The organism is Curtobacterium sp. MCSS17_016 (assembly GCF_003234255.2).
GTDB classification, from domain to species: Bacteria; Actinomycetota; Actinomycetes; order Actinomycetales; family Microbacteriaceae; genus Curtobacterium; species Curtobacterium flaccumfaciens.
Window position 1 is genome coordinate 1,085,973 of record NZ_CP126254.1, and the last position, 25,776, is coordinate 1,111,748.

Annotated in this window: 22 protein-coding genes; 15 read left to right on the forward strand and 7 right to left on the reverse strand. The window is 71.8% G+C overall.

Going from position 1 to position 25,776, the window contains the following annotated elements; genetic code table 11:
- Positions 1-66 precede the first annotated feature (66 nt).
- The 9 genes from DEJ19_RS05275 (at position 67) to DEJ19_RS05315 (ending at position 10,919) form a co-directional block, all read left to right on the forward strand.
- Complete coding sequence (locus DEJ19_RS05275) at positions 67-1,011, forward strand: hypothetical protein (RefSeq protein ID WP_181441641.1); 945 nt, start codon at positions 67-69, stop codon at positions 1,009-1,011.
- Positions 1,012-1,525: 514 nt separating this feature from the next.
- Positions 1,526-2,680 (forward strand): extracellular solute-binding protein, encoded by a 1,155-nt coding sequence (locus DEJ19_RS05280; protein WP_111234272.1) that lies wholly within the window; start codon positions 1,526-1,528, stop codon positions 2,678-2,680.
- Positions 2,677-3,771, forward strand: a complete 1,095-nt coding sequence (locus DEJ19_RS05285) for an ABC transporter permease (RefSeq protein WP_111234271.1) — start codon at positions 2,677-2,679, stop codon at positions 3,769-3,771. Before DEJ19_RS05280 ends, DEJ19_RS05285 begins: the two co-directional genes overlap by 4 nt.
- A complete protein-coding gene (locus tag DEJ19_RS05290; protein WP_017886992.1) occupies positions 3,768-4,580 on the forward strand; it encodes an ABC transporter permease in 813 nt (270 codons plus the stop codon). Before DEJ19_RS05285 ends, DEJ19_RS05290 begins: the two co-directional genes overlap by 4 nt.
- 53 nt (positions 4,581-4,633) lie before the next feature.
- Positions 4,634-5,740, forward strand: a complete 1,107-nt coding sequence (locus DEJ19_RS05295; RefSeq protein ID WP_111234270.1) for an ABC transporter ATP-binding protein — start codon at positions 4,634-4,636, stop codon at positions 5,738-5,740.
- The gene (locus tag DEJ19_RS05300; protein WP_111234269.1) at positions 5,737-7,338 is read left to right on the forward strand and encodes an inositol monophosphatase family protein; all 1,602 of its coding nucleotides are present in this window, start codon (positions 5,737-5,739) and stop codon (positions 7,336-7,338) included. The genes DEJ19_RS05295 and DEJ19_RS05300 overlap by 4 nt, the downstream gene beginning before the upstream one ends.
- An 877-nt stretch (positions 7,339-8,215) precedes the next feature.
- Positions 8,216-9,013 (forward strand): hypothetical protein, encoded by a 798-nt coding sequence (locus tag DEJ19_RS05305; RefSeq protein WP_258377497.1) that lies wholly within the window; start codon positions 8,216-8,218, stop codon positions 9,011-9,013.
- Positions 9,014-9,072: 59 nt separating this feature from the next.
- The gene (locus DEJ19_RS05310; protein ID WP_110864485.1) at positions 9,073-10,074 is read left to right on the forward strand and encodes an ATP-binding cassette domain-containing protein; all 1,002 of its coding nucleotides are present in this window, start codon (positions 9,073-9,075) and stop codon (positions 10,072-10,074) included.
- The gene (locus tag DEJ19_RS05315; RefSeq protein ID WP_051596514.1) at positions 10,071-10,919 is read left to right on the forward strand and encodes an ABC transporter permease; all 849 of its coding nucleotides are present in this window, start codon (positions 10,071-10,073) and stop codon (positions 10,917-10,919) included. The genes DEJ19_RS05310 and DEJ19_RS05315 overlap by 4 nt, the downstream gene beginning before the upstream one ends.
- Positions 10,920-10,934: 15 nt before the next feature.
- Here DEJ19_RS05315 and DEJ19_RS05320 read toward each other — a convergent pair whose 3' ends face one another.
- Positions 10,935-11,597 (reverse strand): LuxR C-terminal-related transcriptional regulator, encoded by a 663-nt coding sequence (locus DEJ19_RS05320; protein WP_110862716.1) that lies wholly within the window; start codon positions 11,595-11,597, stop codon positions 10,935-10,937.
- Positions 11,594-12,829, reverse strand: coding sequence for an ATP-binding protein (locus DEJ19_RS05325; RefSeq protein ID WP_111234268.1), 1,236 nt, complete (start codon positions 12,827-12,829; stop codon positions 11,594-11,596). The genes DEJ19_RS05320 and DEJ19_RS05325 overlap by 4 nt, the downstream gene beginning before the upstream one ends.
- A 114-nt stretch (positions 12,830-12,943) precedes the next feature.
- Between DEJ19_RS05325 and DEJ19_RS05330 the strand changes: the two genes are divergently transcribed.
- From DEJ19_RS05330 to DEJ19_RS05345, 4 genes are all read left to right on the forward strand, one after another.
- Positions 12,944-14,350: a PspC domain-containing protein gene (locus DEJ19_RS05330; protein WP_181441648.1), complete on the forward strand. Its 1,407-nt coding sequence runs from the start codon at positions 12,944-12,946 to the stop codon at positions 14,348-14,350.
- 11 nt (positions 14,351-14,361) lie between these two features.
- Positions 14,362-14,640 carry a hypothetical protein gene (locus tag DEJ19_RS05335; RefSeq protein ID WP_111234266.1) on the forward strand — a complete coding sequence of 93 codons (279 nt, stop codon included), beginning with the start codon at positions 14,362-14,364 and terminating at the stop codon, positions 14,638-14,640.
- A 154-nt stretch (positions 14,641-14,794) separates the two neighbouring features.
- Complete coding sequence (locus DEJ19_RS05340) at positions 14,795-16,696, forward strand: APC family permease (RefSeq protein WP_217500037.1); 1,902 nt, start codon at positions 14,795-14,797, stop codon at positions 16,694-16,696.
- Positions 16,693-17,700, forward strand: coding sequence for an EamA family transporter (locus DEJ19_RS05345; RefSeq protein ID WP_111234265.1), 1,008 nt, complete (start codon positions 16,693-16,695; stop codon positions 17,698-17,700). The genes DEJ19_RS05340 and DEJ19_RS05345 overlap by 4 nt, the downstream gene beginning before the upstream one ends.
- 75 nt (positions 17,701-17,775) lie before the next feature.
- On the opposite strand, the gene DEJ19_RS05350 is transcribed toward DEJ19_RS05345, so the two are convergent.
- Complete coding sequence (locus DEJ19_RS05350) at positions 17,776-19,458, reverse strand: long-chain-fatty-acid--CoA ligase (RefSeq protein WP_111234264.1); 1,683 nt, start codon at positions 19,456-19,458, stop codon at positions 17,776-17,778.
- 95 nt (positions 19,459-19,553) lie between these two features.
- On the opposite strand from DEJ19_RS05350, the gene DEJ19_RS05355 reads away from it, so the two are divergent.
- Positions 19,554-20,480 (forward strand): oxygenase MpaB family protein, encoded by a 927-nt coding sequence (locus tag DEJ19_RS05355; RefSeq protein WP_110864492.1) that lies wholly within the window; start codon positions 19,554-19,556, stop codon positions 20,478-20,480.
- 82 nt (positions 20,481-20,562) lie between these two features.
- Here DEJ19_RS05355 and DEJ19_RS05360 read toward each other — a convergent pair whose 3' ends face one another.
- The 4 genes from DEJ19_RS05360 to DEJ19_RS05375 form a co-directional block, all read right to left on the reverse strand.
- Positions 20,563-21,594, reverse strand: coding sequence for an aldo/keto reductase (locus DEJ19_RS05360; RefSeq protein ID WP_111234263.1), 1,032 nt, complete (start codon positions 21,592-21,594; stop codon positions 20,563-20,565).
- On the reverse strand, positions 21,591-22,157 hold the full coding sequence (locus DEJ19_RS05365; RefSeq protein ID WP_111234262.1) for a TIGR03086 family metal-binding protein: 567 nt from the start codon (positions 22,155-22,157) through the stop codon (positions 21,591-21,593). Before DEJ19_RS05365 ends, DEJ19_RS05360 begins: the two co-directional genes overlap by 4 nt.
- Before the next feature lie 535 nt (positions 22,158-22,692).
- On the reverse strand, positions 22,693-23,253 hold the full coding sequence (locus tag DEJ19_RS05370) for a YceI family protein (protein ID WP_111234261.1): 561 nt from the start codon (positions 23,251-23,253) through the stop codon (positions 22,693-22,695).
- A gap of 109 nt (positions 23,254-23,362) precedes the next feature.
- A complete protein-coding gene (locus DEJ19_RS05375) occupies positions 23,363-23,920 on the reverse strand; it encodes a putative endonuclease domain-containing protein (RefSeq protein ID WP_146250733.1) in 558 nt (185 codons plus the stop codon).
- An 829-nt stretch (positions 23,921-24,749) separates the two neighbouring features.
- Between DEJ19_RS05375 and DEJ19_RS05380 the strand changes: the two genes are divergently transcribed.
- On the forward strand, positions 24,750-25,754 hold the full coding sequence (locus tag DEJ19_RS05380; protein WP_071405490.1) for an aldo/keto reductase family protein: 1,005 nt from the start codon (positions 24,750-24,752) through the stop codon (positions 25,752-25,754).
- Positions 25,755-25,776 lie beyond the last annotated feature (22 nt).

A 25,776-nucleotide genomic window follows, 5' to 3' on the forward strand; every position in this document is an offset into this window, starting at 1 on the left:
CCTCCACAGCACGCCCATGCGGTGCTGCTCCGAAGGCGGAGGATCCGGAGCATCACGAGTATGTCGATGAACCTCAAGCTCGCACCGGTCCCCGAAGTCCTCACGTTCCGAACCTCCGCCCAGCGCCCCGACGAGTCCGATGTCATCAGACGTCGGGCCGCTGCGGGCGAGCTCACACGGGTAGCACGCGGACTGTACGCGGAGTCTGCGGGATGGGCCGCGCTCCGCCCAAGTGAGCAGCACCACGTCCGGCTGCGCTCGTTCGCCGACCGGATCCGCCCCGGAGACCTGATCTCACACGTCTCCGCCGCCGTCGTCTTCGGTGTGCCCCTGCTCACCCCACCACCGACACGGATCCACGTGACCTCACGCGGTGCCGACCGGCGCACCACGAACGCGACCTTCGTGGTGCACGCCGACCTCGACGCCGAACGGAACGAGCGTCCGGTCGCCACGCCCGACGGGTTGCTGGTGTGCGGACTCGATCGGCTGGCGACCGACCTCGCACTCACACTGCCGTTCACCGACGCAGTCGTGTCCCTCGATGCGCTCCTCCGTCGCGAGGTCGAGCGCGAAGACGTCCGGTCGGCGATCGAGCGGCGCGGGCAGAAGGGACGACGTCGCGCGCTCCGGGCGATCGGGTTCGCCGATGCCGCATCGGACTCACCGGGGGAGTCGTACGCACGAGCGCGGTTCGACCAGTTCGGGACACCACCGCCGGTCCTCCAGCACCGCTTCCGAGCGCTCGGCGAGCCGGACATCGTCGTGGACTTCTGGTTCCCGGATGCCGGGGTCGTGGTCGAGTTCGACGGAGCCGTGAAGTACCGGAGCAGTGCGTACCTGCGGGGACGGACGCCGGAGGAAGCGCTGTTCGACGAGAAGATCCGAGAAGACCGACTCCGCGCGTTCCCCGAGGTACGAACCGTGGTGCGGCTCACCTGGTCGGACCTGCGCAACGAGTGGGTCTTCCGCGCGAAGCTCCGCCAGGCCGGAGTCCGCATGTCGCGCTGAGGGGTGTCAGCCACGCACCGTGCGAGTTTGTTCGGCCTCTTGCCGGTGCGCACGGTGCGCGGTTCGTCGCCCACCGTCGACCTGGCTGCTCGGTGCGGGGTCGTCGGCAGCGAACGGGGCCGCGCACCGTGCATCCTTCGCCGGTCGGGGGCGAGCAGCCCGCTCCGTGCAGGGTTGTAGCCGGGCACGAAGCGGTCAACCTCGCACGGGGCGGCGGAACTCGCACCGTGCGCCGTCACCGCATCGGACGCGCAGCACCGCGCCCGCCGCCCGCACCGCACCCGGAGTTCACCCGGCGGCGACGCCGGCGGCACCCGGAGTTCACCCGGCGGCGACGCCGGAGGCACCCGGAGTTCACCCGGCGGCGACGCCGGCGGCACCCGGAGTTCACCCGGCAGCGCCACACTCGACCCCGGCGCGGGAACGTTCCCACACGGCCCGCCCGCACGAACCCCGCACACCCGCACGCCCCACCCCCGCACACCCCACGCACCACGGAACAGGGAGAACCCACGTGAAGACCCGAGTCCTCGCCGGCCTCGCCATCGCGGCAGCCGCGACCGTCGCACTCTCCGGCTGCGTCCAGAGCGCCAACGCCTCGAACGCCTCCGACACCGACGGCACCACCGACCTCACCGTGTTCATCAGCGGCGACACCAACGTCCAGGACCTCTGGGACAAGTCGCTCATCCCCGCCTTCGAGAAGGCGAACCCGAAGATCCACGTCAGCACGAGCATCGACCTGCACGGCGAGCACGACGCCCAGACCCAGGCGAACCTCGCCACCGCGGTCAAGGCCGGCAAGTCCGTCGCGTACGACCTCGTCGACGCCGGCTTCGTCACCACCGCCGGCAAGGCCGGGCTGATGGCACCGGTCAGCGACAGCACGATCCCGAACCTGAAGGACGTCCCGGACGCCACGAAGCAGCAGGGCGGCGACAGCGCCATCCCGTACCGCGCCTCGAGCGTGCTGCTGGCGTACGACGCGAAGAAGGTCACGGACCCGCCGAAGACCCTCGACGACCTGCTCGCCTGGATCAAGGCCAACCCGGGCGAGTTCGCCTACAACTCCCCGTCGTCCGGCGGTTCGGGTGGCTCGTTCGTGGCCACGGTGCTCGCGAAGTACCTGACGCCCGCCGAGCAGGAGACGATGCAGACGAAGTACGACAAGTCCCTCGAGTCGAAGTGGGACAAGGGCTTCGCGGCCCTGAAGGACCTCGGTCCGTCGACGTACCAGAAGGGCGTCTACCCGAACGGCAACGACCAGGTCGTGCAGTTGCTCGGCAGCGGCCAGATCGCGATGGCCCCGGTCTGGAGCGACCAGTTCATCACCTCGCAGAAGACCGGCATCATCCCGAAGACCGTCAAGGCCGTGCAGATCGACGACCCGTCGTTCACCGGCAGCGCGAGCTTCCTCGGCATCCCCAAGACCGAGCCGAAGGCCAAGAAGGCGGCAGCCGAGAAGCTCGCCGACTTCGTGCTCAGCGCGAAGGGGCAGCAGCTCGTGGCGAGCGCCGTCTCCGGCTACCCGGTGATCCCGCTCGACAGCCTGCCGAAGTCGGTCGCCGAGCAGTTCGCCGACGCGAACCCCTCGCAGCTCCGCCTCGGGTTCCAGAGCGACTTCGCCGCCGACATGAACGCGGCGTGGGACGCGAAGGTCCCGCAGTGACCCAGACCGCCCAGGACGGCCCGGCAACCGGCCGGGAGGCCCGTGGCGACTCCGAGCTCGCAGGCTCGCTCGGCGCGTCCCGCGCGTCGCTGGCGCGCCGCCGCTCAGCGGGACGCGCGGGCCTCCCGCCCGTCCCGCCCCGCGCCCAGGGCCCGGCGCACCCTTCCGGCGGGCGCACGACGCAGGAGCGGCTGGCCCGCCGCCGGCGGTGGCAGGGCCTCGCCCTCGTCGCCGCCCCGGTGCTGGTCGTCGTCCTGTTCGTCGGCGTCCCGGTGGTGAACGCCGCGCTGTTCAGCCTCGGGTTCACCGGCGGCCTGAACCAGGCGCTCGCCGACATCGGTGGCGACACCGTGCGCGGCTTCTCGTTCGCGGTCTACGCGACCCTGCTCGGCAACGCCACGTTCCTGCGCGACCTGGTCGCGACGCTCGGGGTCACCGCGCTGTCGACCGGCCTGACTGTGGGGCTCGCCGTCGTCGTCGCGGTGATCCTGCGGCTCCGCGGAGGCTTCCTCGGCAAGACCCTCAGTGTCCTCGCCGTGGTGCCGATCTTCGTGCCGGTGGTCATCGCGAGCTGGTCGATCCTGACCTTCACCGACGCGCAGGGGTTCCTCCGGAGCCTCGGTGCGCAGTTCGGCCTCGACGTCCCGGTGTGGGGCTACACCCTCGTCGCCGTGGTGTTCGGCAGCGTCTGGACCAGCCTGCCGTTCGCGGTGCTGATGATCGCCGGGGCGCTGCAGGGCACCCCGGACGCCCTGGTCGAGGCCGCGAAGGACGCCGGGGCGAGCACCTGGCGCGTCGTCTGGCAGGTGCTCCTGCCGATGGCCGCGACCCCGCTCGTCATCGCGACGACGTTCACCGTGATCGGGGTGCTCGGTTCGTTCACCGTGCCGTACTTCACCGGTCCGAACGCGCCGACGATGCTCGGCGTCGACATCTCGAAGTACTTCCAGGCCTACAACCGTCCGCAGCAGTCGACGGCGATGGCGTTCATCGTGTTCGCGTTCGCCGCGGCCGCGAGCGTCTTCTACCTCCGCTCGACGGTCCGCTCGAACGCGGGCGAGCTCGACGAGAAGCGTCAGGAGCAGCAGTGATCAAGCGTCTGACCGGCAACGCCCTCGTCTGGGCGACGGCGATCGTGCTGGCCGTGTTCATCCTCGGGCCGCTCGTCTGGCTGGCGGCCCGGGCCTTCGCCACGACGTGGACCTACCCGAACCTGCTGCCCGACGGCTGGACCCTGCAGTGGTGGGGCACCGTGTTCGAGGACCGCAGCCTGGCCGTCGCGGTGCAGAACTCGCTCGTCCTCGCCCCGCTCACGGTCCTCATCGCCGCGGTGGTCTGCCTGCCCGCCGCGTGGGCGATCAGCCGCATCGAGTTCCCGGGGCGGCGCCTCGTGCTCGTCGGGCTGTTCGCGACGAACGCGTTCCCGAAGATGGGCCTCTTCGTCACGATGTCGGCGATGTTCACCGCGCTGAACCTCATGAACACGGTCACCGGCATCCTGATCGTGCACGTCCTGGGCTGCGTCGTGTTCATGACCTGGCTGCCCGCCGCAGCGTTCTCGGCCGTGCCGCGGTCCCTCGAGGAAGCCGCCCGCGACGCCGGGGCCAGCCGCTGGCGCACCTTCTGGAAGGTGACGTTCCCGATCGCCTGGCCCGGGATCCTCGTCGCGATGGTGATGTCGTTCCTGGCGTCCTTCGACGAGGCGCAGGGCACGTACCTGGTCGGCGCCCCGACGTACATGACGATGCCGACGGCGATGTACTCGCTCGTCCTGAACTCCCCGCGCCAGGTCTCGGCGGTGTTCGCGATCGCGCTGAGCATCCCGTCCGTGGTCCTGCTGCTGCTCGCCCGGAAGCACATCATGGGCGGCCGACTGGCGGACGGCTTCCAGATCCGATGACCCGGCCGCGACCGACCGGGCCGACACCCGGACAGACGCCCGGACCGACACCGATGACCCACACCAGCACGAAAGGCGACCAGATGACGGACAAGGCGCTCGTCGCGGAACGCGCACCGGGCCTCCAGGCCGACGGCAGCACGGCGGACCGGACCCGCTCCGGCGGCCTCACCATCCGCGGACTGCGCAAGACGCTCGGTGGGCGCGACGTCGTCGCCGGCATCGACCTCGACGTCGCGAAGGGCGAGCTCGTCTCGCTCCTCGGGCCGTCCGGCTGCGGCAAGACCACGACGCTCCGCATGGTGGCAGGGTTCCTGCCCGCCGACGGCGGCGTCGTGACCATGGGGGACCGCGATGTCACGTCGCTCGGCCCGGAGCGCCGGCCGAGCGCCATGGTGTTCCAGAACTACGCGCTCTGGCCGCACATGACGGTGACGCAGAACGTCGCGTTCCCGCTGCGGACCCGACGGGTGCCGAAGCAGCGCGTCGCCGAGCGGGTGCGCGACGCGCTCGAGCTCGTCGGCCTGGGCCACCACGCCGGCTCGAAGCCGACCGCGATCTCGGGCGGTGAGCAGCAGCGCGTCGCCCTGGCCCGCGCCATCGTGCAGGAGCCGGACGTCCTGCTCCTCGACGAGCCGCTGTCGAACCTGGACGCGAAGCTCCGCGTGAGCGTCCGCGACGAGATCCGGCGCATCCAGCAGCGACTCGGCATCACGACCGTGATCGTGACGCACGACCAGGACGAAGCGCTCAGCATCTCGGACCGGATCGCCGTGATGCACGACGGCCGCATCGAGCAGATCGCGACCCCGACCGAGCTCTACGCCCGCCCAGCCACGAGCTTCGTGGCGTCGTTCATCGGGTCGACGAGCGTCGTCACCGGACGGTTCCTCGCCGGCACCTCGGTCAGCCCGACGGCGGCCGACACGGTGCTGGTCCGCCCCGAGCAGGTCGCGCTCACCGACGACTCGCCGATCCGTGCGACGGTCGCGCGGGTGCTCATGCGGGGGCACTTCGCCGAGGTCGTGCTCAGCACCGACGGCGCGGAGCTCCGCGCCTACGTCACCGGGCCACCGCCGGCGGTCGGCACCGAGACCGGGGTGCGTCTGGGTGAAGTGCTCGTCCACCGCGACGGCGTGCTGCTCGAGGTCGCCCGATGAGCGCCGCCGTGTCGGCGGTCTCCGCTGCGGCTGCGGTCGACCGTGTGGTCGCCACCAGCCCGGACGGGAGGCCCGGCGTGCGCCCGCCACGCCTCGTCGCCCACCGCGGTGCGCCGCGCGTCCGGCGTGAGAACACCCTGCCCGCCATCGCGGTCGCCGAGGCGCTCGGCGCCGAGGTGATCGAGGTCGACGTCCGCCGCACCGCCGACGGCGTCGCCGTCCTGCTGCACGACGAGACCCTCGGCCGGATGTGGGGCGACGCACGCCGGGTGTCCGACGTCGACTGGTGCGACGTCGCCCGGCTCGGCAACGGCCTCGACCGGATCCCGCGGCTCGACGGCGCGCTCGAACGCCTCGACGGCTGCCGGTCGACCCTGCTCGTCGACCTGACCGACGCCGAGGACGCCCTGGTCGCGGCCCGCACCGTCGCGGGCTTCACCGGCTCCACCGCGGTGGCCTGGTGCGGGGCGCCGGCGGCGATGGCGGCCGTCCGCTCCGTGCTGCCCGACGCCGACGTCTGGCTGGCGTGGGAGTCGCTCGACCCGCCCGTGTCGGCGGACCTCGAGGCGCTCGAGCCGTCGACGCTCAACCTCGACGTCGCGTTCCTCACCCCGCGCACGGTCGAGGTCGCGCACGCCCTGGGCCTGCGCGTCGCCGTCTGGACCATCGACGACGTCGAGCCCGCCATCTGGGCAGCCCGGCTCGGTGTCGACTCGATCACCACGAACGACGTCGGGTCCATCGGAGCAGCCCTGTCGGCGGCCGAGCGCGACGGCTGGCCCGAGCGCGACCGCGAGCCCACCGAGACCGAGGTCGCCTCGCGCGCCCAGGCCCTGGCCCACCGCATCGCCCACGAGGTCATCGCCTACACGCGCGAGCACCCGGTCAGCGAGGTCCACACCAAGGCGAACCCCGCCGACCTGGTCACCGACGTCGACCGCCTGGTGGAGCAGCACGTCCGCTCCCGCGTGCGGATGGTGTTCCCGACGCACGGGTTCACTGGCGAGGAGTACGGCGAGGCCCCCGGCGACCGGCACCGCTGGTTCCTCGACCCCGTCGACGGCACCACCAACCTGGCCAACGGCGTGCCGTGGACCTCGATGTCGCTCTGCCTGACCCGCGGCGGCCGTCCGCTCGTCGGCGTCGTCGCGGACCCCTGGCGCGGCGAGGTGCTCGAGGCCCGACGTGGCCGCGGCGCCACCCTGCGCGACCGCCAGCTCCGACTCGACGACGCACCCCGGCCGCTCGCCGGCGCCGTCGTCGGCACCGAGCTCGACGGACACCGCCCGTGGCCGGGGTTCGGGGCGTTCCTCGACGCCCTGGCTGACCGGTCGTGCACGCTCCGGGTGCAGGGATCGGGCACGTTGACGATCGCCCAGGTCGCGGCCGGGCGGGGGATCGGCGGCTGCGTCTCGGCGTTCAACCCGGTCGACCACGGTGCCGCGGTGCTGCTCGTGCACGAGGCCGGGGGCGTCGTGCTGACGCGGTCCGGCCCCGTCGAGGGCTTCCCGCCCGTGGGGGAGCCGTTCCTCGTGGCGCACCCGGGGGCCGCGGACGAGCTGCACGCGGTGTGGACGGCGGCGCTCGCCGCAGGGTGAGCCACGCGGCGCACACCGGAGGCACGGTGCTGGGTCTGCGATCCGGTGCGGGGTTGGCTGCTGGGTGCGGCGCTGCAAGCGTGCACGGGGCTGGGAACCGCGCACGGGGTGCGTAGGTGCGCACGGTGCGGACGGGAGGTGCGGTGCCAGCCCGGCACGCGCCTCCCGGCCGGTGGGTGGTGGGCACGGTGCGGGGTTGGCGATGCGGTGCGGGGTTGGCTGCTGGGTGCGGCGCTGCAAGCGTGCACGGGGCTGGGAACCGTGCACGGGGTGTGCAGGTGCGCACGGTGCGGACGGGAGGCGCGGTGCCAGGCCGACACGCGCCTCCCGGCCGGTGGGTGGTGGGCACGGTGCGGGGTTGGCGATGCGGTGCGGGGTTGGCTGCTGGGTGCGGCGCTGCAAGCGCGCACGGGGCTGGGAACGGTGCACGGGGTGTGCAGGTGGGCACGGTGCGGTGTCTGCGATTCGGTGCGGGGTCGGCGATCCGGTGCGGGGTTGGCTGCCGGGTGCGGCGCTGCAAGCGCGCACGGGGCTGGGAACGGCGCACGGGGTGCGGAGGTGCGCACGGTGCGGACTGGAGGCGCGGTGCCAGCCCGGCACGCGCCTCCCGGCCGGTGGATGGTGCGCACGGTGCGGGGTCGGCGATCCGGTGCGGGGTTGGCTGCCGGGTGCGGCGCTGCAAGCGCGCACGGGGCTGGGAACCGCGCACGGGGTGCGCAGGTGCGCACGGTGCGGACCGGGGGCGCGGTGCCAGCCCGGCACGCGCCTCCCGGCCGACTCTGAGCGGGCGCTCAGTCATCCGACGCCGGGGGTTCGTAGTGTTGCAGTCCACGACGGGTCCGACCGGACCCGCCGTGCACCCGAAGGAGCATCGACCATGGGATTCCTCGACCGCCTGCTCGGACGTCCGGAGCGAGACCGATCCGCCGACGCACAGCAGAACCAGTGGGGGCAGCCGCCGCAGCAGCAGGGCTACCGGTACGGCCAGCAGTCGTACCAGCAGCCCGCACCGCCCGCGCCGCAAGGCGGAGGCGACCAGTACGGCGTCCCGCAGTGGGGCGGTGCACCGACGCAGCAGCAGGGCGCGACGACCGACGACGAGCGTGCGGTCGAGCGCTACCGCTACCTGCTCCGCACGGCACCGCCGGAGCGCATCGAAGAGGTCCACGCCGAGGCCTTCGCCAAGCTGACCGACGAGCAGCGCCGCATGGTCTACGACGAGTTCACCCGGACCGCGCCTCCCGGTGAGGCACCCCGTGGTGACGACCCGCGCTCGCTCGCCCAGTCGGCGACCCGCTCCGAGATCCGCCAGCCGGGCTTCATGGAGCGCTCGCTCGGCGGCGTCGGCGGTGGCGGCGGACGTTTCGGCGGTCAGCGCGGCGGTCCGTCGTTCGGCAGCATGATCGGCGCCTCGATCCTCGGGACGGTGGCCGGCTACGTCATCGGTTCGGCGATCATGAGCGCGTTCCTGCCGGACCCCGGTTCGTTCGATGGCGGTACCGACGCTGCGGGTGACGGTGGTTCGGAGGACACTGGTGCTGAATCCGGCGATGCCGGGGCGTCCGACGGCGGCGCATCCGACGGCGGCGGCTTCGACAATGCGGGCTGGGGCGACAGCGGATCCGACTTCGGCGGTGGCTTCAGCGACTTCGGTGGTGGTGACTTCGACGTCTGAGTGACGTCCGTCGCTCCACCGGACCCCCGGGTACCCACCGTGTCCGACGAAGGAGCGACATGGCCATCATCGAAGCCTCCGGGCTGACCAAGACCTACAAGTCGAAGTCCGGGCCGGTGCACGCGCTGGCCGGACTCGACCTGTCCGTGCCGCAGGGCACCGTGAAGGCGCTGCTCGGGCCGAACGGCGCGGGCAAGACCACGGTGGTGAAGGTGCTGACCACCCTCATCACGCCCGACTCCGGCACCGCGACGATCGACGGCATCGACGTGATCGCCGACCCGCAGGCCACCCGCCGGTCCATCGGTGTGTCCGGGCAGTACGCGGCGGTCGACGAGAACCTGACCGGGTTCGAGAACCTCGAGATGATCGGGCGGCTCTACCACCTCGGCCGCCGGACAGCGCGCGATCGTGCCCGGGAGCTCATCGACGTCTTCGACCTGTCCGAGGCGGGGGACCGCCCGGTGAAGGGCTTCTCCGGCGGCATGCGGCGCCGCATCGACCTCGCCGGGGCGCTGGTGATGAACCCGCGCGTGCTGTTCCTCGACGAACCGACGACGGGCCTCGACCCCCGGAGCCGTCTGGCGCTCTGGGGCATCATCGAGGACCTCGTGGCCGAGGGCGCGACGGTGCTCCTCACCACCCAGTACCTGGAAGAAGCCGATCGGCTGGCCGACGACATCGCGGTCATCGACGACGGGGCCGTCATCGCCGAGGGCACCGCGGACCAGCTCAAGGCGCAGGTCGGCGGGCACCGCGTGGTCGTGACCCTGGTCGACGAGGCCGACGGCGACGCGGCGACCACGGTGCTGCGCCGCTACGGGGTCGGCGAGGTCGAGACCTCGGGCGACGGCCGCACCCGTGCCATCGCGGTGGAGGCCGGTCCGGCCGCCCTGCAGCGCGTGCTCGCCGACCTCGGCGAGGCCGGCATCGAACTCCACGACGCCGGCATGCGACGCCCGACCCTCGACGACGTCTTCCTCCGCCTGACCGGACACGCCGCGACGGACGACGACGCCGACGAACCCGCGGCCACCAAGCAGAAGGAGACGGCACGATGACCACCACGTCCCTCGCGCCGGGCCGCCAGCTGCCCGTCGTCGTCACCTCGCCGCTCGCCGTCTGGGTCGAGGACGGCTGGACCGTCACCAAGCGGAACCTCATCAAGCTCAAGCGGTCGCCGGACATGCTCGTGTTCGCCGTGCTGCAGCCGATCATGTTCGTGCTGCTGTTCAGCCAGGTCTACGGCGGCGCCATCCAGGTGCAGGGGACCGACTACACGCAGTTCCTGATGGCGGGGATCTTCGCGCAGACCGTGGTGTTCGGTGCGACGTTCTCCGGGTCGGCGATGGCGCAGGACCTGAAGGAGGGGCTGATCGACCGGTTCCGGACGCTGCCGATGTCGGCGTCCGCGGTCCTTGTCGGGCGCACCAACTCCGACCTCGTCCTCAACTCGATCTCGATGGCGATCATGATGCTCACCGGGCTCGCGGTCGGGTGGCGGGTGAACTCGTCGCCGCTCGAGTTCCTGGCCGGCATCGCCCTGCTGCTGCTGTTCAGCTACGCGTTCAGCTGGGTCATGGCGCTGCTCGGCATGAGCGTCAAGACGCCGGAGGTCATCAACAACGCCTCGTTCATGATCCTGTTCCCGCTGACGTTCATCTCGAACGCGTTCGTGCCGAGCGACACCCTGCCGCTGGTGCTGCGCGTGTTCGCGGAGTGGAACCCGGTGTCGTCGCTCGTGCAGGCCGCGCGAGAGCTCTTCGGCAACGTCGGGTCCGCCCCGGTGCCGGACATCTGGACGATGCAGCACCCCGTGCTGACCGTCCTGATCGGGATCGCCGTGATGCTCGTGGTCTTCGTCCCGTGGGCGGTCAACAAGTACACCCGCATCAGCGCGAAGTGACGCCGGCGTGGGCGCTCAGAGCAGCTTGCGCTGCAGCGCCCACGCCGTCAGCTCGTGCCGGTTCGACAGCTGGAGCTTTCGCAGGACCTTCGACACGTGTGTCTCGACGGTCTTCACCGAGATGAACAGCTCCGTCGCGACCTCCTTGTAGGCGTACCCGCGCGCGATGAGCCGCATGACCTCCTGCTCGCGCGCGGACAGGCGGTCCAGCTCGGCGTCGTGCTGCGCCGTCTCGCCGCTGACCGCTCCGAACGCGTCGAGCACGAAACCGGCCAGGCGCGGCGAGAACACTGCGTCCCCGTCCGCCACGCGGGCCACGGCCTCGGCGACCTCGGCACTCGACGAGCTCTTCGTGATGTACCCGCGGGCGCCGGCGCGGATGACCCGCACCACGTCGTCGGCGGCGTCCGACACGCTCAGCGCGAGGAATCGGGTGTCCGGGTTCTCCGGTGCGGACCGCGTGATGACCTCGGCGCCACCGCCGCCGGCGCCGCCCGGCAGGTGCACGTCGAGCAGGACGACCCGCGGGCGGGTGGCCGCGACGAGCGTCACGGCTTCGTCGACGGTCGCCGCCTCACCCACGACCTGGAGGCCCGGTGGCAGTCCGGCGCGCACGCCGGCTCGGAAGATGGAGTGGTCGTCGACGATCGCGACGGTCAACGGGGCGGGCTCGGTCATGCGTGCTCCTCGTCGTGGGCCGCGGGTGCGAGCGGCAGGGTCAGCCGGACCTCGGTGCCGGTGTGCCCCGGCCCCGGCGCGATGGTCGCGTGGCCGCCGAGGCGCTGCATCCGGCCGACGATCGACTCGCGGACGCCGTACCGGCCCGCGGGCACCGCGTCGACGTCGAACCCCGGCCCGCGGTCGCGGATGCTGAGCTCGACCCGGTCGCCGGCGGTCTCGGCGTACACGCTCACGGTCCCACCGGCGTGGCGGGCGGCGTTGAGCATCGCCTCGCGGGCGGCGGCGACGAGCCCGTCCGGCAGGTCGCTGCGGGCGGGCCCGACCGCGATGACCTCGATGCGGGCGGGGTACTCGGCCTCGATGTCCACGGCGGCGTCCCGCAGCTGCGCGCCGAGGTCGCGCGCCGGTTCCGCCTGTTCGGTGAAGAGCCAGGACCGCAGCTCGCGCTCCTGCGCCCGCGCCAACCGCGCCGCGTCCGAACCCGGCTCGGCCTTCTGCTGGATGAGGGCGAGGGTCTGCAGCACCGAGTCGTGCAGGTGTGCCGCGAACTCGGCGCGCTCGAGGTCGCGGACGCGGGCGGCGCGTTCCTCGGCGAGGTCGCGGACGAGCCGGACCACCCACGGGGCGACCACGACGGCGACCCCGACCAGGACGGCCACCGCGGCGGTGAGCACGGTCCAGACGTTCGGGCGGCTGCTCGTCGTGAAGAACAGCAGGATGCCGAGGACGACGAGCACCAGGGCCCCGAGCGCCCGGACGACGAGGGCGGAGGACCCGGCCGTGCGGACGTTGCGGAGCGCGTCGAACTGCCGCCAGGCGAGCGCGGCGCCGGTGACGACCACGACGCCGGGGACGATGAACTCGAGGGGGACGGCCACCCCCATCCGCGCTGCGACCACCGCGCCGGCGGCGGCGAGCAGGGCCACGCCGAGCAGGATCTCGACGATCGGGGCACGGCGGGCGGACGCGGTGGTCTCGTCCTGGTCGACGACGGCGGCAGCGGTCAGCACGGACTTGAGCGGTGCGCGTCCGGCGGTTGCCCCGGCGGCGGCGCTCGGCACGGTCGCCCAGAGCCAGGCGTAGAGCAGCAGCCCGGCGCCACCGCAGACCACCAGGACCGCGGTGGCGAGCCGGACGGCCCCGACCGGCAGCCCGGTGTGCGCCGCGAACCCGCTGCAGACCCCGCCGACGACCCTGGGGGTCGGGCGCGTCATCGTCGCGGTGGCCATGGGGCAATCCTGGCACCCGGACGGTGGTCGCAGCAGGGTTCGGGGCCGGGATCAGGGACCGGTCAGGGGGAACCCCGATGGTGTCGGCGCAGCACTGCCGGGATGCTGGTGGCCATGACCGATCACCAGCACGACTCCGCTCCCGGCACCGCCGCCGGCAGCGCCGACTCGACGACCCGGTTCTTCGACTGGGTCCGCGGCCTCGGCATCGCGCGCACCGACGACCGCTGGCTCGCCGGCGTGTGCGGTGCCGTCGCCCGCCGCACCGGGCTCGACCCCCTCGTGGTCCGCGGCGTGACGATCGTCGTCGCGCTGCTGGGCGGGCCGGTCTTCCTCGCCTACGCCGCCGGTTGGGCACTGCTGCCCGACACCGCCGGACGCATCCACGTCGAGCGGATGATCCGGGGGGTCCTCGACCCGGCGCTCATCGCGATCGGTGCTTTCGTGGCGCTCACCTTCGTGCCCGCCGCCCGCGGCCTCTGGTGGCAGGGGGTCCCGGACGCCTGGGGGATGCCCGGCTGGCTCGAGGCGACCCTGGCCACCGCGTGGAGCATCGTGCTCGTCGGCGGCATCGTCTGGCTCATCGTGGTCCTGGCGCGACGCGGGGTGGGCGATGAGCGGACCGCGAGCACCGGCACCGGCACCGGCACCGGCACTGACCCGACCGCTGCCCCGCGGGGCGACTTCTGGACCAGCCCCGAGGAGCCGCGCCCGGCCCGGAACGCGTGGACCGCGGACGCGACCGGCGCGACGGACGCGGGACGGGCCTCCTGGCAGTGGGGTGCACCCGCGAGCCCCGAGGACCGGCGACGGCAGCACGAGGAGCGGATGCGCGCGGAACGGGAGCGGATCGCCGAACGGCGGGCCGAGCGGGTGGAGCGGCGACCCGGGGCGGCGTACGTCGCCGTGTCCCTCGGACTCGCACTCGTCGCCGGAGCCGGGGTCGCGTTCTGGGCGCAGCAGGCCGGGTGGTCCGTCCCGGTCCTCGGGATCGCTGCCGCGCTCGCGGTGCTGGCGATCGCGACGATCGTCGCCGGGATCCGCGGCCGCGACGACGACGTGCTCGGACTGTTCTCGACGGTCGCCGCGGTGGCCCTGGTGGTCACCGGGGTCCTGCCCGCCGGCACCCAGGTCTCGCTGATCGGCGGCACCACGTGGCAGGTGGAACGTGCCGCCCCGGGCACCGAACGGAACTTCGCGATGCTGGCCGGCGGTCCGACGCTGGACCTCCGCGAGCTCGAACCGTCGGCGGTCGGGGGCGACGTGAACCTCTGGCTGGGCGCCGGCGGAGCCGAGGTGCTGCTGCCGACCGACCTGCCGGTGCGGGTCGAGGTGAGCGGTGTCGGCTACGGGGTCGACACCGGCGGAGGCGACGACGACGGCACCGGTGGGGTGCTCCGGACCACCACGCTCGAGAACCGTGCGGCACGCACGGCCGATGCGGACGAGACGACGACGGTGCACCTGTGGATCCTCGGCGGCGGCGTCGACGTGCCACGGGCGATCACGGTCGGCGAGTGAGGAACGGGACGATGACGAACGACGGAACGACCAACGACGAGACGACTCCGCCGATGGCTCCACCGGCCACTCTCGACGGGCCCGTCCGGCGGCCCGCACGCCGTGGCGCACGGTTCGGCACGATCCTGTGGGGTGTCCTGATGCTCGTGTTCGCCGGGGCGATGGCCGTGAGTGCGCTGCCGATGTTCTCAGTGGACACCACGACCCTGCTGCTCGCCGCCTGCATCGCCGCCGGTGTGCTGCTGGTCGTGGCCGGGATCGTGGCGACACTGTCCCGCACACGGCGGTAGTGGGAGCGCCCCGTCCACAGGACCGTCCGGGTGTGCACGGGGGTCACCCGGACGGCTTAGCATCATCCACGTGACCGCGACAGACGCCGAGCGGGCCGCCCAGCGCGACGCCACCGAGCAGCCCCTCGACCGCAGCACCCGCCTGCGCCGGTGGATGCTGCACGGGGCCGACCAGGGAGCCTCCCACCAGGGCCCGCACCAGGTCGAGGTCGAGAAGACCCACCCGTGGTGGCGGGTCATGTGCCTGACCGGCGTCGACTACTTCTCCACCCTCGGGTACCAGCCCGCCATCGCTGCGCTCGCCGCGGGTCTGCTGTCGCCGATCGCGACGATCGTCCTCGTGCTCGTCACGCTGTTCGGGGCGCTGCCGGTCTACCGCCGGATCGCCCACGACAGCTTCCGGGGCGCCGGGTCGATCATGATGCTCGAGAAGCTCCTGCCGTGGTGGGCGGGCAAGCTGCTCGTGCTGGTGCTGCTCGGGTTCGCCGTGACGGACTTCATGATCACGATGACCCTGTCGGCGGCCGACGCCACGGCGCACATCGCCGAGAACCCGTACACGCCGCACTGGTTCACCGAGATCCCGGTGCCGCTCACCCTGGCGCTGCTGCTCCTGCTCGGCATCGTGTTCCTGCGCGGGTTCAAGGAGGCCATCGGCATCGCGGTCGGCCTCGTCGCGGTGTTCCTCGCCCTGAACGCCGTCGTCATCATCGTCGCCCTCTGGCACGTGTTCGAGAACCCGATGGTGGCGAGTGACTGGTGGTCCGGGCTGACGGCGCAGCACAGCAACCCGCTCGTGATGGTCGGCATCGCCCTGATCGTGTTCCCGAAGCTCGCGCTCGGGCTCTCCGGGTTCGAGACCGGTGTCGCGGTGATGCCACAGGTCCGCGGCGACGCCACCGACGACACCAGCGACCGACCCGAGGGCCGGATCCGTGGCACCAAGCGCCTGCTGACCGTCGCGGCGCTCATCATGAGCTCGTTCCTCATCACGTCGTCGATCGTGACGACGTTCCTCATCCCGCAGCGTGAGTTCCAGCCGGGCGGCGGTGCGAACGGGCGCGCCCTGGCCTACCTCGCGCACGAGTACATGGGCGGCGTGTTCGGGTCGATCTACGACTTCTCGACCGTCGCCATCCTGTGGTTCGCCGGCGCGAGCGCGATGGCGGGGCTCCTCAACCTGGTGCCGCGATTCCTGCCCCGTTACGGCATGGCACCGCAGTGGGCGCGTGCGGTGCGTCCGCTCGTGATCATCTTCACGCTCATCGCGTTCGTCATCACGATCATCTTCCAGGCCGACGTCGACGCGCAGGGCGGCGCCTACGCCACCGGCGTGCTCGTGCTCATCACGAGCGCCGCGGTCGCGGTGACGCTGTCCGCGCGCCGCAAGCAGCAGCGCAAGCGCACCATCGCGTTCGGCGTGATCTCGGTGGTGTTCGTCTACACCACCGTCGCGAACGTGATCGAGCGGCCCGACGGCGTGCGGATCGCGGCGATCTTCATCATCGCGATCGTCGTGGTCTCGCTCATCTCGCGCGTGCGGCGTTCGTTCGAGCTCCGGGCGTCGTCGATCGAGCTCGACGCGACCGCCCGCCAGTTCGTCGAGGCCGACGCCGACCAGTTCAGCTCGGTCTGCATCATCGCCAACGAACCCGGTGCCGGCACGGCCGAGGCGTACAGGGCGAAGGGGCGCGAGGAACGCCGCGACTCCGGCATCCCGGCCCGCGTGCCGACGATGTTCCTCGAGGTCCTGCCCGCCGACTCCTCCGACTTCGAAGAGGACCTGGTGGTCGAAGGCCACGTCATCCACGGGTTCCGCGTGCTCAAGGTCCGTTCCGGCAACGTCCCGAACACCATCGCGTCGACGCTCCTCGCCATCCGCGACCTCGCCGGGGTGGTGCCGAGCATCTACTTCGAGTGGAACGAGGGCAGCCCCATCCGCAACGCCCTGCGCTTCGTGTTCACCGGTGCCGGCGACGTCGCCCCCGTCACGCGCGAGGTCCTGCGCGAAGCGGAACCCGAAGTGAACCGACGGCCGAGCGTCCACGTCTCGTGAGCCACGGACCGGGCGCGGGGCGTGCCTCCAGGCCCGTCGGCGGCCTGGCGGCGATCGCGGTCGCCGCGGCGGTCTGGGGCACCACCGGGACCGCGACGCACTTCGCGCCCGGTGTGCCGGCGTTCGTGTTCGGTGCGGTGACCTTCGGGCTCGGCGGACTCGTGCTCGCCGCGACCGCTGGTCGGGGCACGCTGCGTGCCGTCACGCAGCGCCGGACCCGCGGCTGGGCACTGCTCGGGGCCGCATCGCTCGTGGTCTACGCGGTCGCGTTCTACGCGGCCCTCGCCGACGCCGGGGTCGCGCTCGGCACGACCCTGGCCATCGGCTCGTCGCCCGTCTTCGCCGGCCTGGTCGAGTGGGTCGCCGACCGGAGGCGCGTCACCCGGCGGTGGGTCGTCGCCACCCTGGTGAGCGTGGTCGGCATGGTCGTCGTCACCCTCGCGCGCTCCGAGCACGACGGTGGCGGGCGGTCACTCGCGGTCGGCGTCGGCAGCGCCCTGGTCGCCGGTCTGACGTACGCGCTGTACTCGTGGGCGGTGGCGCGGGGGATGCACGCCGCGACGAGCCGGATGCCGATCGCCGTCGGTCGCGCGGAGTCCGACAGCATGCCGGTCGGTGGGGACGTCGGGGTCGCAGCCGCACGGGCTGCCCGCGGGCCGAACGAACGCGGGCTCGTCGGCGCGGTGTTCGGGGTGGCCGCGGTGCCGCTCGTCGTGCTCGCCGTGGTGGCGGGCGGGCCGTTCCTGACCGACGCCGGCAACTGGCCGGTGTTCCTGTACCTGGCGCTGGTGCCGACGGTGATCGGGCACTCGCTGTACGCGCTCGGGCTCCGGACGGTGACGGCGTCGGTCGCGACGCTGCTGTCCCTGCTCGAGCCCGTCGTGGCCGCGGTGCTCGCGGTGCTCGTGGTGGGGGAGCGCCTGGGGCTCGGCGGATGGGCCGGCATCGTGCTGGTGGTCGCCGGGCTGTCCGTGCTGGCGCTGCCTGCGCGGCGCGCCGGCTGACCAGCAGCGGCGCGCCGGCTGACCAGCAGCGGCGCCCGCGCGTCAGCGGGAGCGGCGCCGCCCCGGGAGTGCCCGTCAGCCGTCCAGGATCTGGTCCCGCACCTTCCGCCGCAGCACCTTGCCGATCATCGAGCGCGGCAGGTCCTCGACCACGACGACCCGGCGCGGCACCTTGTACGCCGCCAGGTGCTCGCGCGACCAGGCCCGGAGCGCGGCCGCGTCGAACGTCGAGGGGTCCTTCGGCACGACAGCGGCGACGACCTGCTCGTTGCCGCCCTGCGTGATGCCGACGACCGCGACCTCCTTGACGCTGGGGTGCTTGAGCAGGGTGTCCTCGACCTCGGACGGCGACACGTTGAAGCCGCCGGTGATGATGAGTTCCTTGAGGCGGTCGACGATCCGGACGTACCCGTCGGCGTCGATGGCCACGATGTCACCGGTGCGGAACCAGCCGTCGGGCGTGAAGACCTCGTCGGTGGCCTCGGCCTTGCCCCAGTAGCCGCGGAACACCTGCGGGCCACGGACCTGCAGTTCGCCGGGCTCGTCGATGCCGAGCACCTTCGTGTCGTCGTCGGGGTCGACCACGCGCGCCTCGGTGGAGGACAGCGGCAGGCCGATCGACCCGAGTCGACGCTCGGGGGAGACCGGGTTGGCCATCAGGACCGGGGAGCACTCGGACAGGCCGTAGCCCTCGACCAGGTAGCCGTCGGTCCGGGCCTCCCACGGTTCGACGATGTCCTGCGACAGCGGCATGGCGCCGGAGATGCCGATCTCGATGCCCTTGAGCGACACCTTCGCCGAGTCGGCCGCGTGCTGCAGCCGGGCGTAGATCGGCGGCACGGCCGGCAGGAACGTCGGTGGGTGGCGCTTGATCGCCGTCAGGACGAGGGCGGGGTCGAACGCGGGGAAGAGCACGAGCCGCGAGGCCATGCTCATCGCGAAGGTCAGGCAGAGCGTCAGGCCGTAGGCGTGGAACATCGGCAGCACCGCGTACACGACGTTGTCGCCGCGGCGGATCTGCGGCACCCACGCCCGGGCCTGCGCGGCGTTCGCCAGCAGGTTCCGGTGGCTCAGCACCGCGCCCTTCGGCGTCCCGGTGGTGCCTGACGTGTACTGGATCAGCGCGACGTCGTCGGTTCCCGGCCGCGGGTGCCGCTTCGACAGCTTGCGCGTGTCGGCGAGGTCGTCCCACTTGACCGTGCCGCGCACCTTCGCCGTCAGCTTCGCCCGGGACTCCCGGGCCTTCGCGACCGGCAGCGACAGCGCGAGCCGGGTGCTCCGGGGCATGGCCCGGGTGATGTCGACCGAGACGATCGCGTCGAGGTGCACGTCGGCCGGGAAGTCCTGCAGCGTCGCGACGGACTTGTCCCACGCGATGGCGACCTTGGCGCCGTGGTCCTCGAACTGGTGGCGGAGTTCCCGCGGCGTGTACAGCGGGTTGTGCTCGACCACGATCGCGCCGAGCCGCAGCACCGCGTAGAACGCCACGATGTGCTGCGGGCAGTTCGGCAGGACGATGGCGACGCGGTCACCCGCGCCCACGCCGAGCTTCCGCAGGCCGTTCGCCGCGCGGAGGATCTGCTCCTCGAGGTCGGCGTAGCTCGTGGTGCGCTTGAAGAACTCGAGGGCGACCTGCCTGGGGAACTTCCGGGCCGACTGCTCGACCAGGTCGTACAGGGAACCACTCTGTTCCTCGATGTCGTGCGGGACCCCCGGGGCGTACGAGGCAAGCCAGGGACGAGGCGTGTCGATGCTCACCCGACCCAACCTAGTGGGCCGCCCCCGTGCACGCTGGGAGGGCCACTTTGCGCGATGCCACCCCCGCGCCCAGGTGACGGACGGAACATGACGACATGTCCACTGTCTCCGACGTCTTCCGGTCCCGCCTCAACCAGACGTTCACGGGTGGTTCGACCGGCACGGAAGCCTGGATGGACGACCTGGAACACGGCACCGACGCGGGCTTCTTCGGTCCGGGCTCGGCCACGTGGGCGGTGCACGGTGGGAGCCACGGCATCGTCGCCGGCGTGCGGGCACTGCTCGTCCAGGCGCTGCACCCCGGCGCGCTCGCCGGCGTCGCCGACCACTCCCGGTACCGCGAGGACCCGTTCGGCCGTCTGGCCGGCACCAGCCGGTGGATCGCGACGGTCACGTACGGCGACCGGCAGACCGCCCGCAGCGGCAGCGACTGGGTGCTCCGGCTCCACGAGCGGGTCCGCGGGCAGTACGTCGACGCGCACGGCACCACCCGCCCCTACGCGGCGAACGACCCAGACCTGGCGCGCTGGGTGCACCTCGCCTTCACCGACGCGTTCCTCCGCGCCGCCCAGCGGTGGGGAGGCCCGATCCCCGGCGGCGCCGACGCCTACGTGCGGGAGTGGGCCGAGGCCGGGCGCCTCATGCGCATCGTCGACCCGCCCGAGTCCGAGGCGGAGCTCCGTGCCCAGATGAACGGGTACCTCGACCGCGGCGAACTCCTGGTCGACTCGCGCACCCGCGACGTCGTCCGGTTCATCAAGGACCCGCCGCTCTCCCGCCTGCTGCGACCCGGCTACCGCGCCGTGTTCCAGGGAGCGGTGTCCACGCTCGACCCGCGGCACCGCTCGCTCCTCGGCCTCCGTGCGCCGATCGTCGGCCCGGTGGAGCTGCCGGTGGTCCGCACCACGAAGCTCGTGCTCGACGGGATCGGTGCGGTGCTCGACGACCAGACCGGTTCCGAACGAGCCGCGCGGCGGCGCATCGCGCGCCTGCAGCGCGCTGACGGCAGCGCGGTCGCCTGACCACGGCGGTCACCGTGACCACCTGACGGACGGGAGGCACGGTGCCAGCTGGCACCGTGCCTCCCGTCCGCTCGTGGGGGCGTCAGAAACCCGACGGCACCCGGGGCGTGTACGCGGACTCGAGTCGCGTGACCTCGTCGTCGGTGAGCGTCAGCGACGCTGCGGCCACCGCGTCGTCGATGTGGTGCTCCTTCGTCGCGCCGACGATGGGCGCGGAGACCGCGGGCTTGCCGGCGACCCAGGCCAGGGCGACCTGCGCCATCGGGACGCCGCGCTCGGTGGCGACGGCCTCGACCGCGTCGACGATCGCGCGGTTGGCGTCCTCGTCCTGCTTGTAGAGGGTCTTGCCGAACTCGTCGGTCTGCGCGCGTGAGCCCGAACCGGAGGCGTCCCAGGGGCGGGTGACGCGGCCGCGGGCGAGGGGGCTCCACGGGATCACGCCGACGCCGGTGTGCTCGCAGAAGGGGAGCATCTCGCGCTCCTCCTCGCGTTCGAGCAGGTTGTACTGGTCCTGCATGCTCACGAACTTCGTCCAGCCGTGGCGCTCCGCGGTGTGCTGCATCTCGGCGAACTGCCACGCCCACATGCTGCTCGCGCCGATGTAGCGGGCCTTGCCGGCCTTGACGACGTCGTGGAGGGCCTCCATGGTCTCCTCGATCGGCGTCACCGGGTCGAAGCGGTGGATCTGGTACAGGTCGACGTAGTCCGTGCCCAGGCGGGTCAGGGACGCGTCGATCTCGTGCATGATCGCCGCGCGGGACAGCCCGGCGCCGTTCCGGCCGGGCCGCATCCGGTTGAAGACCTTCGTGAAGACCTGGACGTCCTCGCGCGGAGCCAGCTCGGCGAGGAGCGTGCCGGTGATCTCCTCGCTGCTGCCGTCCGAGTAGACGTTCGCGGTGTCGAAGGTCGTGATGCCGGCCTCGAACGCGCGACGGACGAACGGGCGGGCGTCGTCGATGCCGACGCTCCAGGCGTGCGAGCCGCGGTCCGGGTCGCCGTACGACATCATGCCGAGGACGACGTTGCTGATCTCGAGCCCCGAGTTGCCGAGGCGCTTCGTGTCGGTGGTCATGCTGTTCGTCTCCGTGGTGGTGCCGCTCGTGTCGGTGGTCATGCTGTCACTCTGGCATCACGGCCTGTGACCGCGAGCAGGCGGACCTGGAGCGGGGAGTCCTCGGTGACGTCGACCGGGGGTGCGTACAGGCCGGTGGCGGCGAGGTCCTCGATCTGCGGCTCGAAGTACTCCCACACGGCGCGGACGAGCTCGTCGGGCAGGGACTCCTCGGTGCCGGTCGCCCGGGCGAGGTCCCACGTGTGGATCGTGATGTCGCTCGTCTGCTCGGTGAGGTACTGCGCGGCGGGGACGACGTCGGTGCTGAGGTGCACGGGGGTGTCCTGCGGGGCGTTCCGCCAGGCGTCGCTGGCCGCCGTGGCGAACCGGTGCCACTCGGCCACCAGGTCGTCGCCGATCGGCTCGAGGTCGGCCTGGGCCTGGGCGTAGTCGCACCCGGTCAGGAGCTTCGGGATCCAGCGCTGCTCGTCGACGACGTGGGCGACGAGGTCGCGGGTGGTCCACTCGGAGTCGGGGGTGGGGGCGTCCCAGTCGGTGACGGCGGCGACGCGGCGGCCGAACTCGGCTGCCGCGAGGGCCTGCATCGCGATCCAGTCGGTGGCCATGGTGGTGCTCCTGTTCGTCGTGCGGGCGTGCTCGTGGTTGGTGCTTCTCGTGCAACTCGGGGTCCGGCGCGCGGATTCCCCTCGGTGCCGTCGCACGTGCCAACGTTACGCGGGGGCGGGGGCGGGGGCGGGCGCTCGGGTGCTCGGGTGCTCGGGCGCTCGTGCGCTCGTCCGCTCGTGCCCGCTGCCTCCCTGTCCCGGGCGTGCTCGCGCCTCGTTGCGCGAGCGGGCGAAATGTCCGGCCTGCCACGGGGATCTTCACGGTCTTTCGCCCGCTCGTGGGCGTGGGCGTGCGCACGGGCGCCGGCGTGGGCGTGATTGCGGGGATCAGCGTCGACTTCGGCGCCCGGCATCGTCGAGCGGGCGGAATGCCTGACGTGACAGGACGAAGGGCCAGGGTGTTTCGCCCGCTCGTGGTCGGGGGAGCGGTGCCGACAACGAAGAACGCCCCGACTCCGTGCGGAGTCGGGGCGTTCTTCTCGGGTTCGGGGAGTGCCGCTCGGTGCCCTCAGTCGGGCGTTGAGTCAGAGGTGGCTCAGGCCGCCTGGAGGACGAACTGGACGTCGAGGTTGATCGTGACGTCGTTGCCGAGCGTGAAGCCACCGGCCTCGAGCGCCGCGTTCCAGTTCACACCGAACTCGGTGCGGTCGATCTTCGTGGTCGCCTCGGCACCGAACTTGACCTGGCCGTAGCCGTCCGTGGTGAAGCCACCGAGCTCGGCCTTGAGGACGACCGGCTTGGTGACGCCGCGCAGGGTCAGGTCGCCCGCAATGTGCAGGTCGTCGCCCTTCGCCTCGATGCTCGTCGAGCGGAAGGTCAGCTGCGGGTGCTCCTCGGTGAGGAAGAAGTCGCTCGTCTTGAGGTGCTGGTCGCGCTGCTCCTGGCCGGTGTTGATCGACGCGACGTCGATGTTGGCCTCGACGGTCGACTCGAGCGGGTTCTCGGCGGTAACGACGGTGGCGTCGAACGTCTCGAACTTGCCCTTGACCTTGCTGATGGCGAGGTGGCGGACCGAGAAGGTGACCTCGGAGTGGGTCGGGTCGATCTTCCAGATGCCGGTCTTGTAGCCGGGAACGGTGTCAGCGGTGAGCGTCATGGTGGTCCTTCTTCCGAACGAGAGTCTGCGGTGCGACGCGTTCCATGCGCCTGCATCGAGTTGATACTACGACAGTGTGCACCGTTTTGGTTGAAGCGTCAACCATTGTTCACCCAAGTGTCGCAAACCGCGTGTCGTGGGCACCTCTGGCGCCGACCTCGAGCAGCTGACGGATGCGGTGCACGAAACGGTCGACACCATGCGCGACGTCGTCTGCTGTTGCTCTGACGAGCCACCAGTCGACGTCCTTGAGGTGCTCCCCGCGCGTCAGGTCCTTCCGGAAGGTGGCTGGATCAGTGCGGTGCAGATCGCTCTCGTACTCGATCGCAACCCTGGCATCGGGGTAGGCGAGGTCCACACATGCAATCCACTGCCCGTCGACGACGACATCGTGGTTGAGCGCCGGTTCCGGGAGTCCGCAGCGGACGAGTGCCAGCCGCGTCCGGGTCTCTCCGGGAGACCGAGATCCCCTCCGGATCTCATCGAGCGCGAGGCGGAGCTTCACGATGCCGCGAATGCCGCGTCGTCGTCGGACGGCCTGGGCGAGTTCGTCGAGCGTCGCCCAGCCGAGCCACCCCACGAGCGCGTCGCCCGCGACGATGAGTTCGTCGAGCGTCAGCATCGAGCCCAGTGCGACGAACGTGTCGGCCGGAGTGGTCAGCGGCACTCCTCGTGCGATCGTCGCGCGGACCGATCCGTACCGAGCTCGGTGGCCGACCGTGCCGCGAACCCGGAGCGCTTGGTCGGTACCGATCGTCGTGACGTGCAACCGCTGATCGCGTTCGAGACGGCGGGGGAGCGGGACGCCGATGATCGCTGCCGCAGTGACGTGACTGAAGACCTGATCGGGGCGGAGTCGAGGAGTGAGCGCCCTTGCTCGTTCATCCACGGACTCCGGTGGGAACGCTGATCGGACGCCGTGGAACGGGCGGACGAGATCTCGAGCGTCGAGTCGGCCACGCGAAACGCCTCGGTGCAGCGCATCCCGTACCCGGAACGAAGCGTCGCGGAGTGCCATCGGGAGTCGGCGTCTTGCGGTCATCTCCACAGCGTGACGGCGAGCCGACCCCGAGGACGGGATTCGGGCCTCCTCTGTGGACGGCTTGCCCGCTCTCGCCCATGTGGAGGGACGGTTGCCCCCGTGAGCGGGCGAAACACCGCGCCCGCCGCCGACCGCACCGCGGTGTTTCGCCCGTTCGCGGGGTGGAGGCGACGGCAGGGAGCACGGAAGCCGCAGCCCGGGGTCATCCGGGCGAGCGGGCGAAATGTGTGGGTGGGCTGGCAAGAGCACCGTGGCATTTCGCCCGCTCGCGTATCCCGGTCCCGACCACCGACCACCGACCACCGACCACCGACCACCGACCCCGACCCGACCCCGACCTGACCCTGACCTGACCTCGGACCCACCCACCCAAGCGCACGCCCCCACGCCACCCACCCCGACAGGCACTCGCGGGACCCCTCACGTGCGCGCTCACTCCAGTAGCGTCGGGACCATGGAATTCAGGTACCTGGGCAACTCCGGACTCAAGATCTCCGAGATCACCTACGGCAACTGGCTGACGCACGGCTCGCAGGTCGAGAACGACGTCGCCACCCAGTGCGTGCGGGCAGCGCTCGACGCCGGCATCACCACGTTCGACACCGCGGACACGTACGCCAACACTGCCGCCGAGACCGTCCTCGGCGAGGCGCTCAAGGGCGAGCGGCGCCAGTCGCTCGAGGTCTTCACGAAGGTCTACTGGCCGACCGGCCCGAAGGGACACAACGACGTCGGCCTCAGCCGCAAGCACATCATGGAGTCGATCGACGGCTCGCTCGAGCGACTGCAGACCGACTACGTCGACCTCTACCAGGCACACCGCTACGACTACGAGACCCCCCTCGAAGAGACGATGCAGGCCTTCGCCGACGTCGTCCGCCAGGGCAAGGCGCTCTACATCGGCGTCAGCGAGTGGTCCGCCGAGCAGATCCGCGCCGGTGCCGCACTCGCCAAGGAGCTCGGCTTCCAGCTCATCTCGAACCAGCCGCAGTACTCGATGCTGTGGCGGGTCATCGAGGGCGAGGTCGTCCCCGCCTCGAAGCAGCTCGGCCTGTCGCAGATCGTCTGGTCGCCCATCGCGCAGGGCGTCCTGACCGGCAAGTACAAGCCGGGTCAGCCCCTGCCCGAGGGTTCGCGTGCCACGGACGAGAAGGGCGGCGCGGACATGATCAAGCGGTTCATGCGCGACGAGGTCCTCGAAGCCGTGCAGCGCCTGCAGCCCGTCGCCGACCAGGCCGGCCTCACGCTCGCACAGCTCGCGATCGCGTGGACCCTGCAGAACGAGAACGTCGCGAGCGCCATCGTCGGCGCCTCGCGTCCGCAGCAGGTCACCGACAACGTGAAGGCCGCCGGCGTCAAGCTCGACGCGGACGCCCTCGCGGCGATCGACGAGGCACTCGGCGACATCCCGGAACGGGACGCGTCGAAGAACGTGTCCCCGTCGTCGCGCCCCGCGTAGACGCAACCGACCGACGGACGGG

Excerpts from the sequence above, each read along its gene's own strand:
- DEJ19_RS05325 (WP_111234268.1), bottom strand. The coding sequence starts at position 12,829 with ATGGCCACCGCGACGATGACGCGCCCGACCCCCAGGGTCGTCGGCGGG.
- DEJ19_RS05295 (WP_111234270.1), top strand. The coding sequence starts at position 4,634 with ATGACCCACACCAGCACGAAAGGCGACCAGATGACGGACAAGGCGCTC.
- DEJ19_RS05370 (WP_111234261.1), bottom strand. The coding sequence starts at position 23,253 with ATGACGCTCACCGCTGACACCGTTCCCGGCTACAAGACCGGCATCTGG.
- DEJ19_RS05380 (WP_071405490.1), top strand. The coding sequence starts at position 24,750 with ATGGAATTCAGGTACCTGGGCAACTCCGGACTCAAGATCTCCGAGATC.
- DEJ19_RS05355 (WP_110864492.1), top strand. The coding sequence starts at position 19,554 with ATGTCCACTGTCTCCGACGTCTTCCGGTCCCGCCTCAACCAGACGTTC.
- DEJ19_RS05335 (WP_111234266.1), top strand. The coding sequence starts at position 14,362 with ATGACGAACGACGGAACGACCAACGACGAGACGACTCCGCCGATGGCT.
- DEJ19_RS05320 (WP_110862716.1), bottom strand. The coding sequence starts at position 11,597 with ATGACCGAGCCCGCCCCGTTGACCGTCGCGATCGTCGACGACCACTCC.
- DEJ19_RS05300 (WP_111234269.1), top strand. The coding sequence starts at position 5,737 with ATGAGCGCCGCCGTGTCGGCGGTCTCCGCTGCGGCTGCGGTCGACCGT.
- DEJ19_RS05340 (WP_217500037.1), top strand. The coding sequence starts at position 14,795 with ATGCTGCACGGGGCCGACCAGGGAGCCTCCCACCAGGGCCCGCACCAG.
- DEJ19_RS05360 (WP_111234263.1), bottom strand. The coding sequence starts at position 21,594 with ATGACCACCGACACGAGCGGCACCACCACGGAGACGAACAGCATGACC.
- DEJ19_RS05305 (WP_258377497.1), top strand. The coding sequence starts at position 8,216 with ATGGGATTCCTCGACCGCCTGCTCGGACGTCCGGAGCGAGACCGATCC.
- DEJ19_RS05310 (WP_110864485.1), top strand. The coding sequence starts at position 9,073 with ATGGCCATCATCGAAGCCTCCGGGCTGACCAAGACCTACAAGTCGAAG.
- DEJ19_RS05275 (WP_181441641.1), top strand. The coding sequence starts at position 67 with ATGAACCTCAAGCTCGCACCGGTCCCCGAAGTCCTCACGTTCCGAACC.
- DEJ19_RS05365 (WP_111234262.1), bottom strand. The coding sequence starts at position 22,157 with ATGGCCACCGACTGGATCGCGATGCAGGCCCTCGCGGCAGCCGAGTTC.
- DEJ19_RS05330 (WP_181441648.1), top strand. The coding sequence starts at position 12,944 with ATGACCGATCACCAGCACGACTCCGCTCCCGGCACCGCCGCCGGCAGC.
- DEJ19_RS05315 (WP_051596514.1), top strand. The coding sequence starts at position 10,071 with ATGACCACCACGTCCCTCGCGCCGGGCCGCCAGCTGCCCGTCGTCGTC.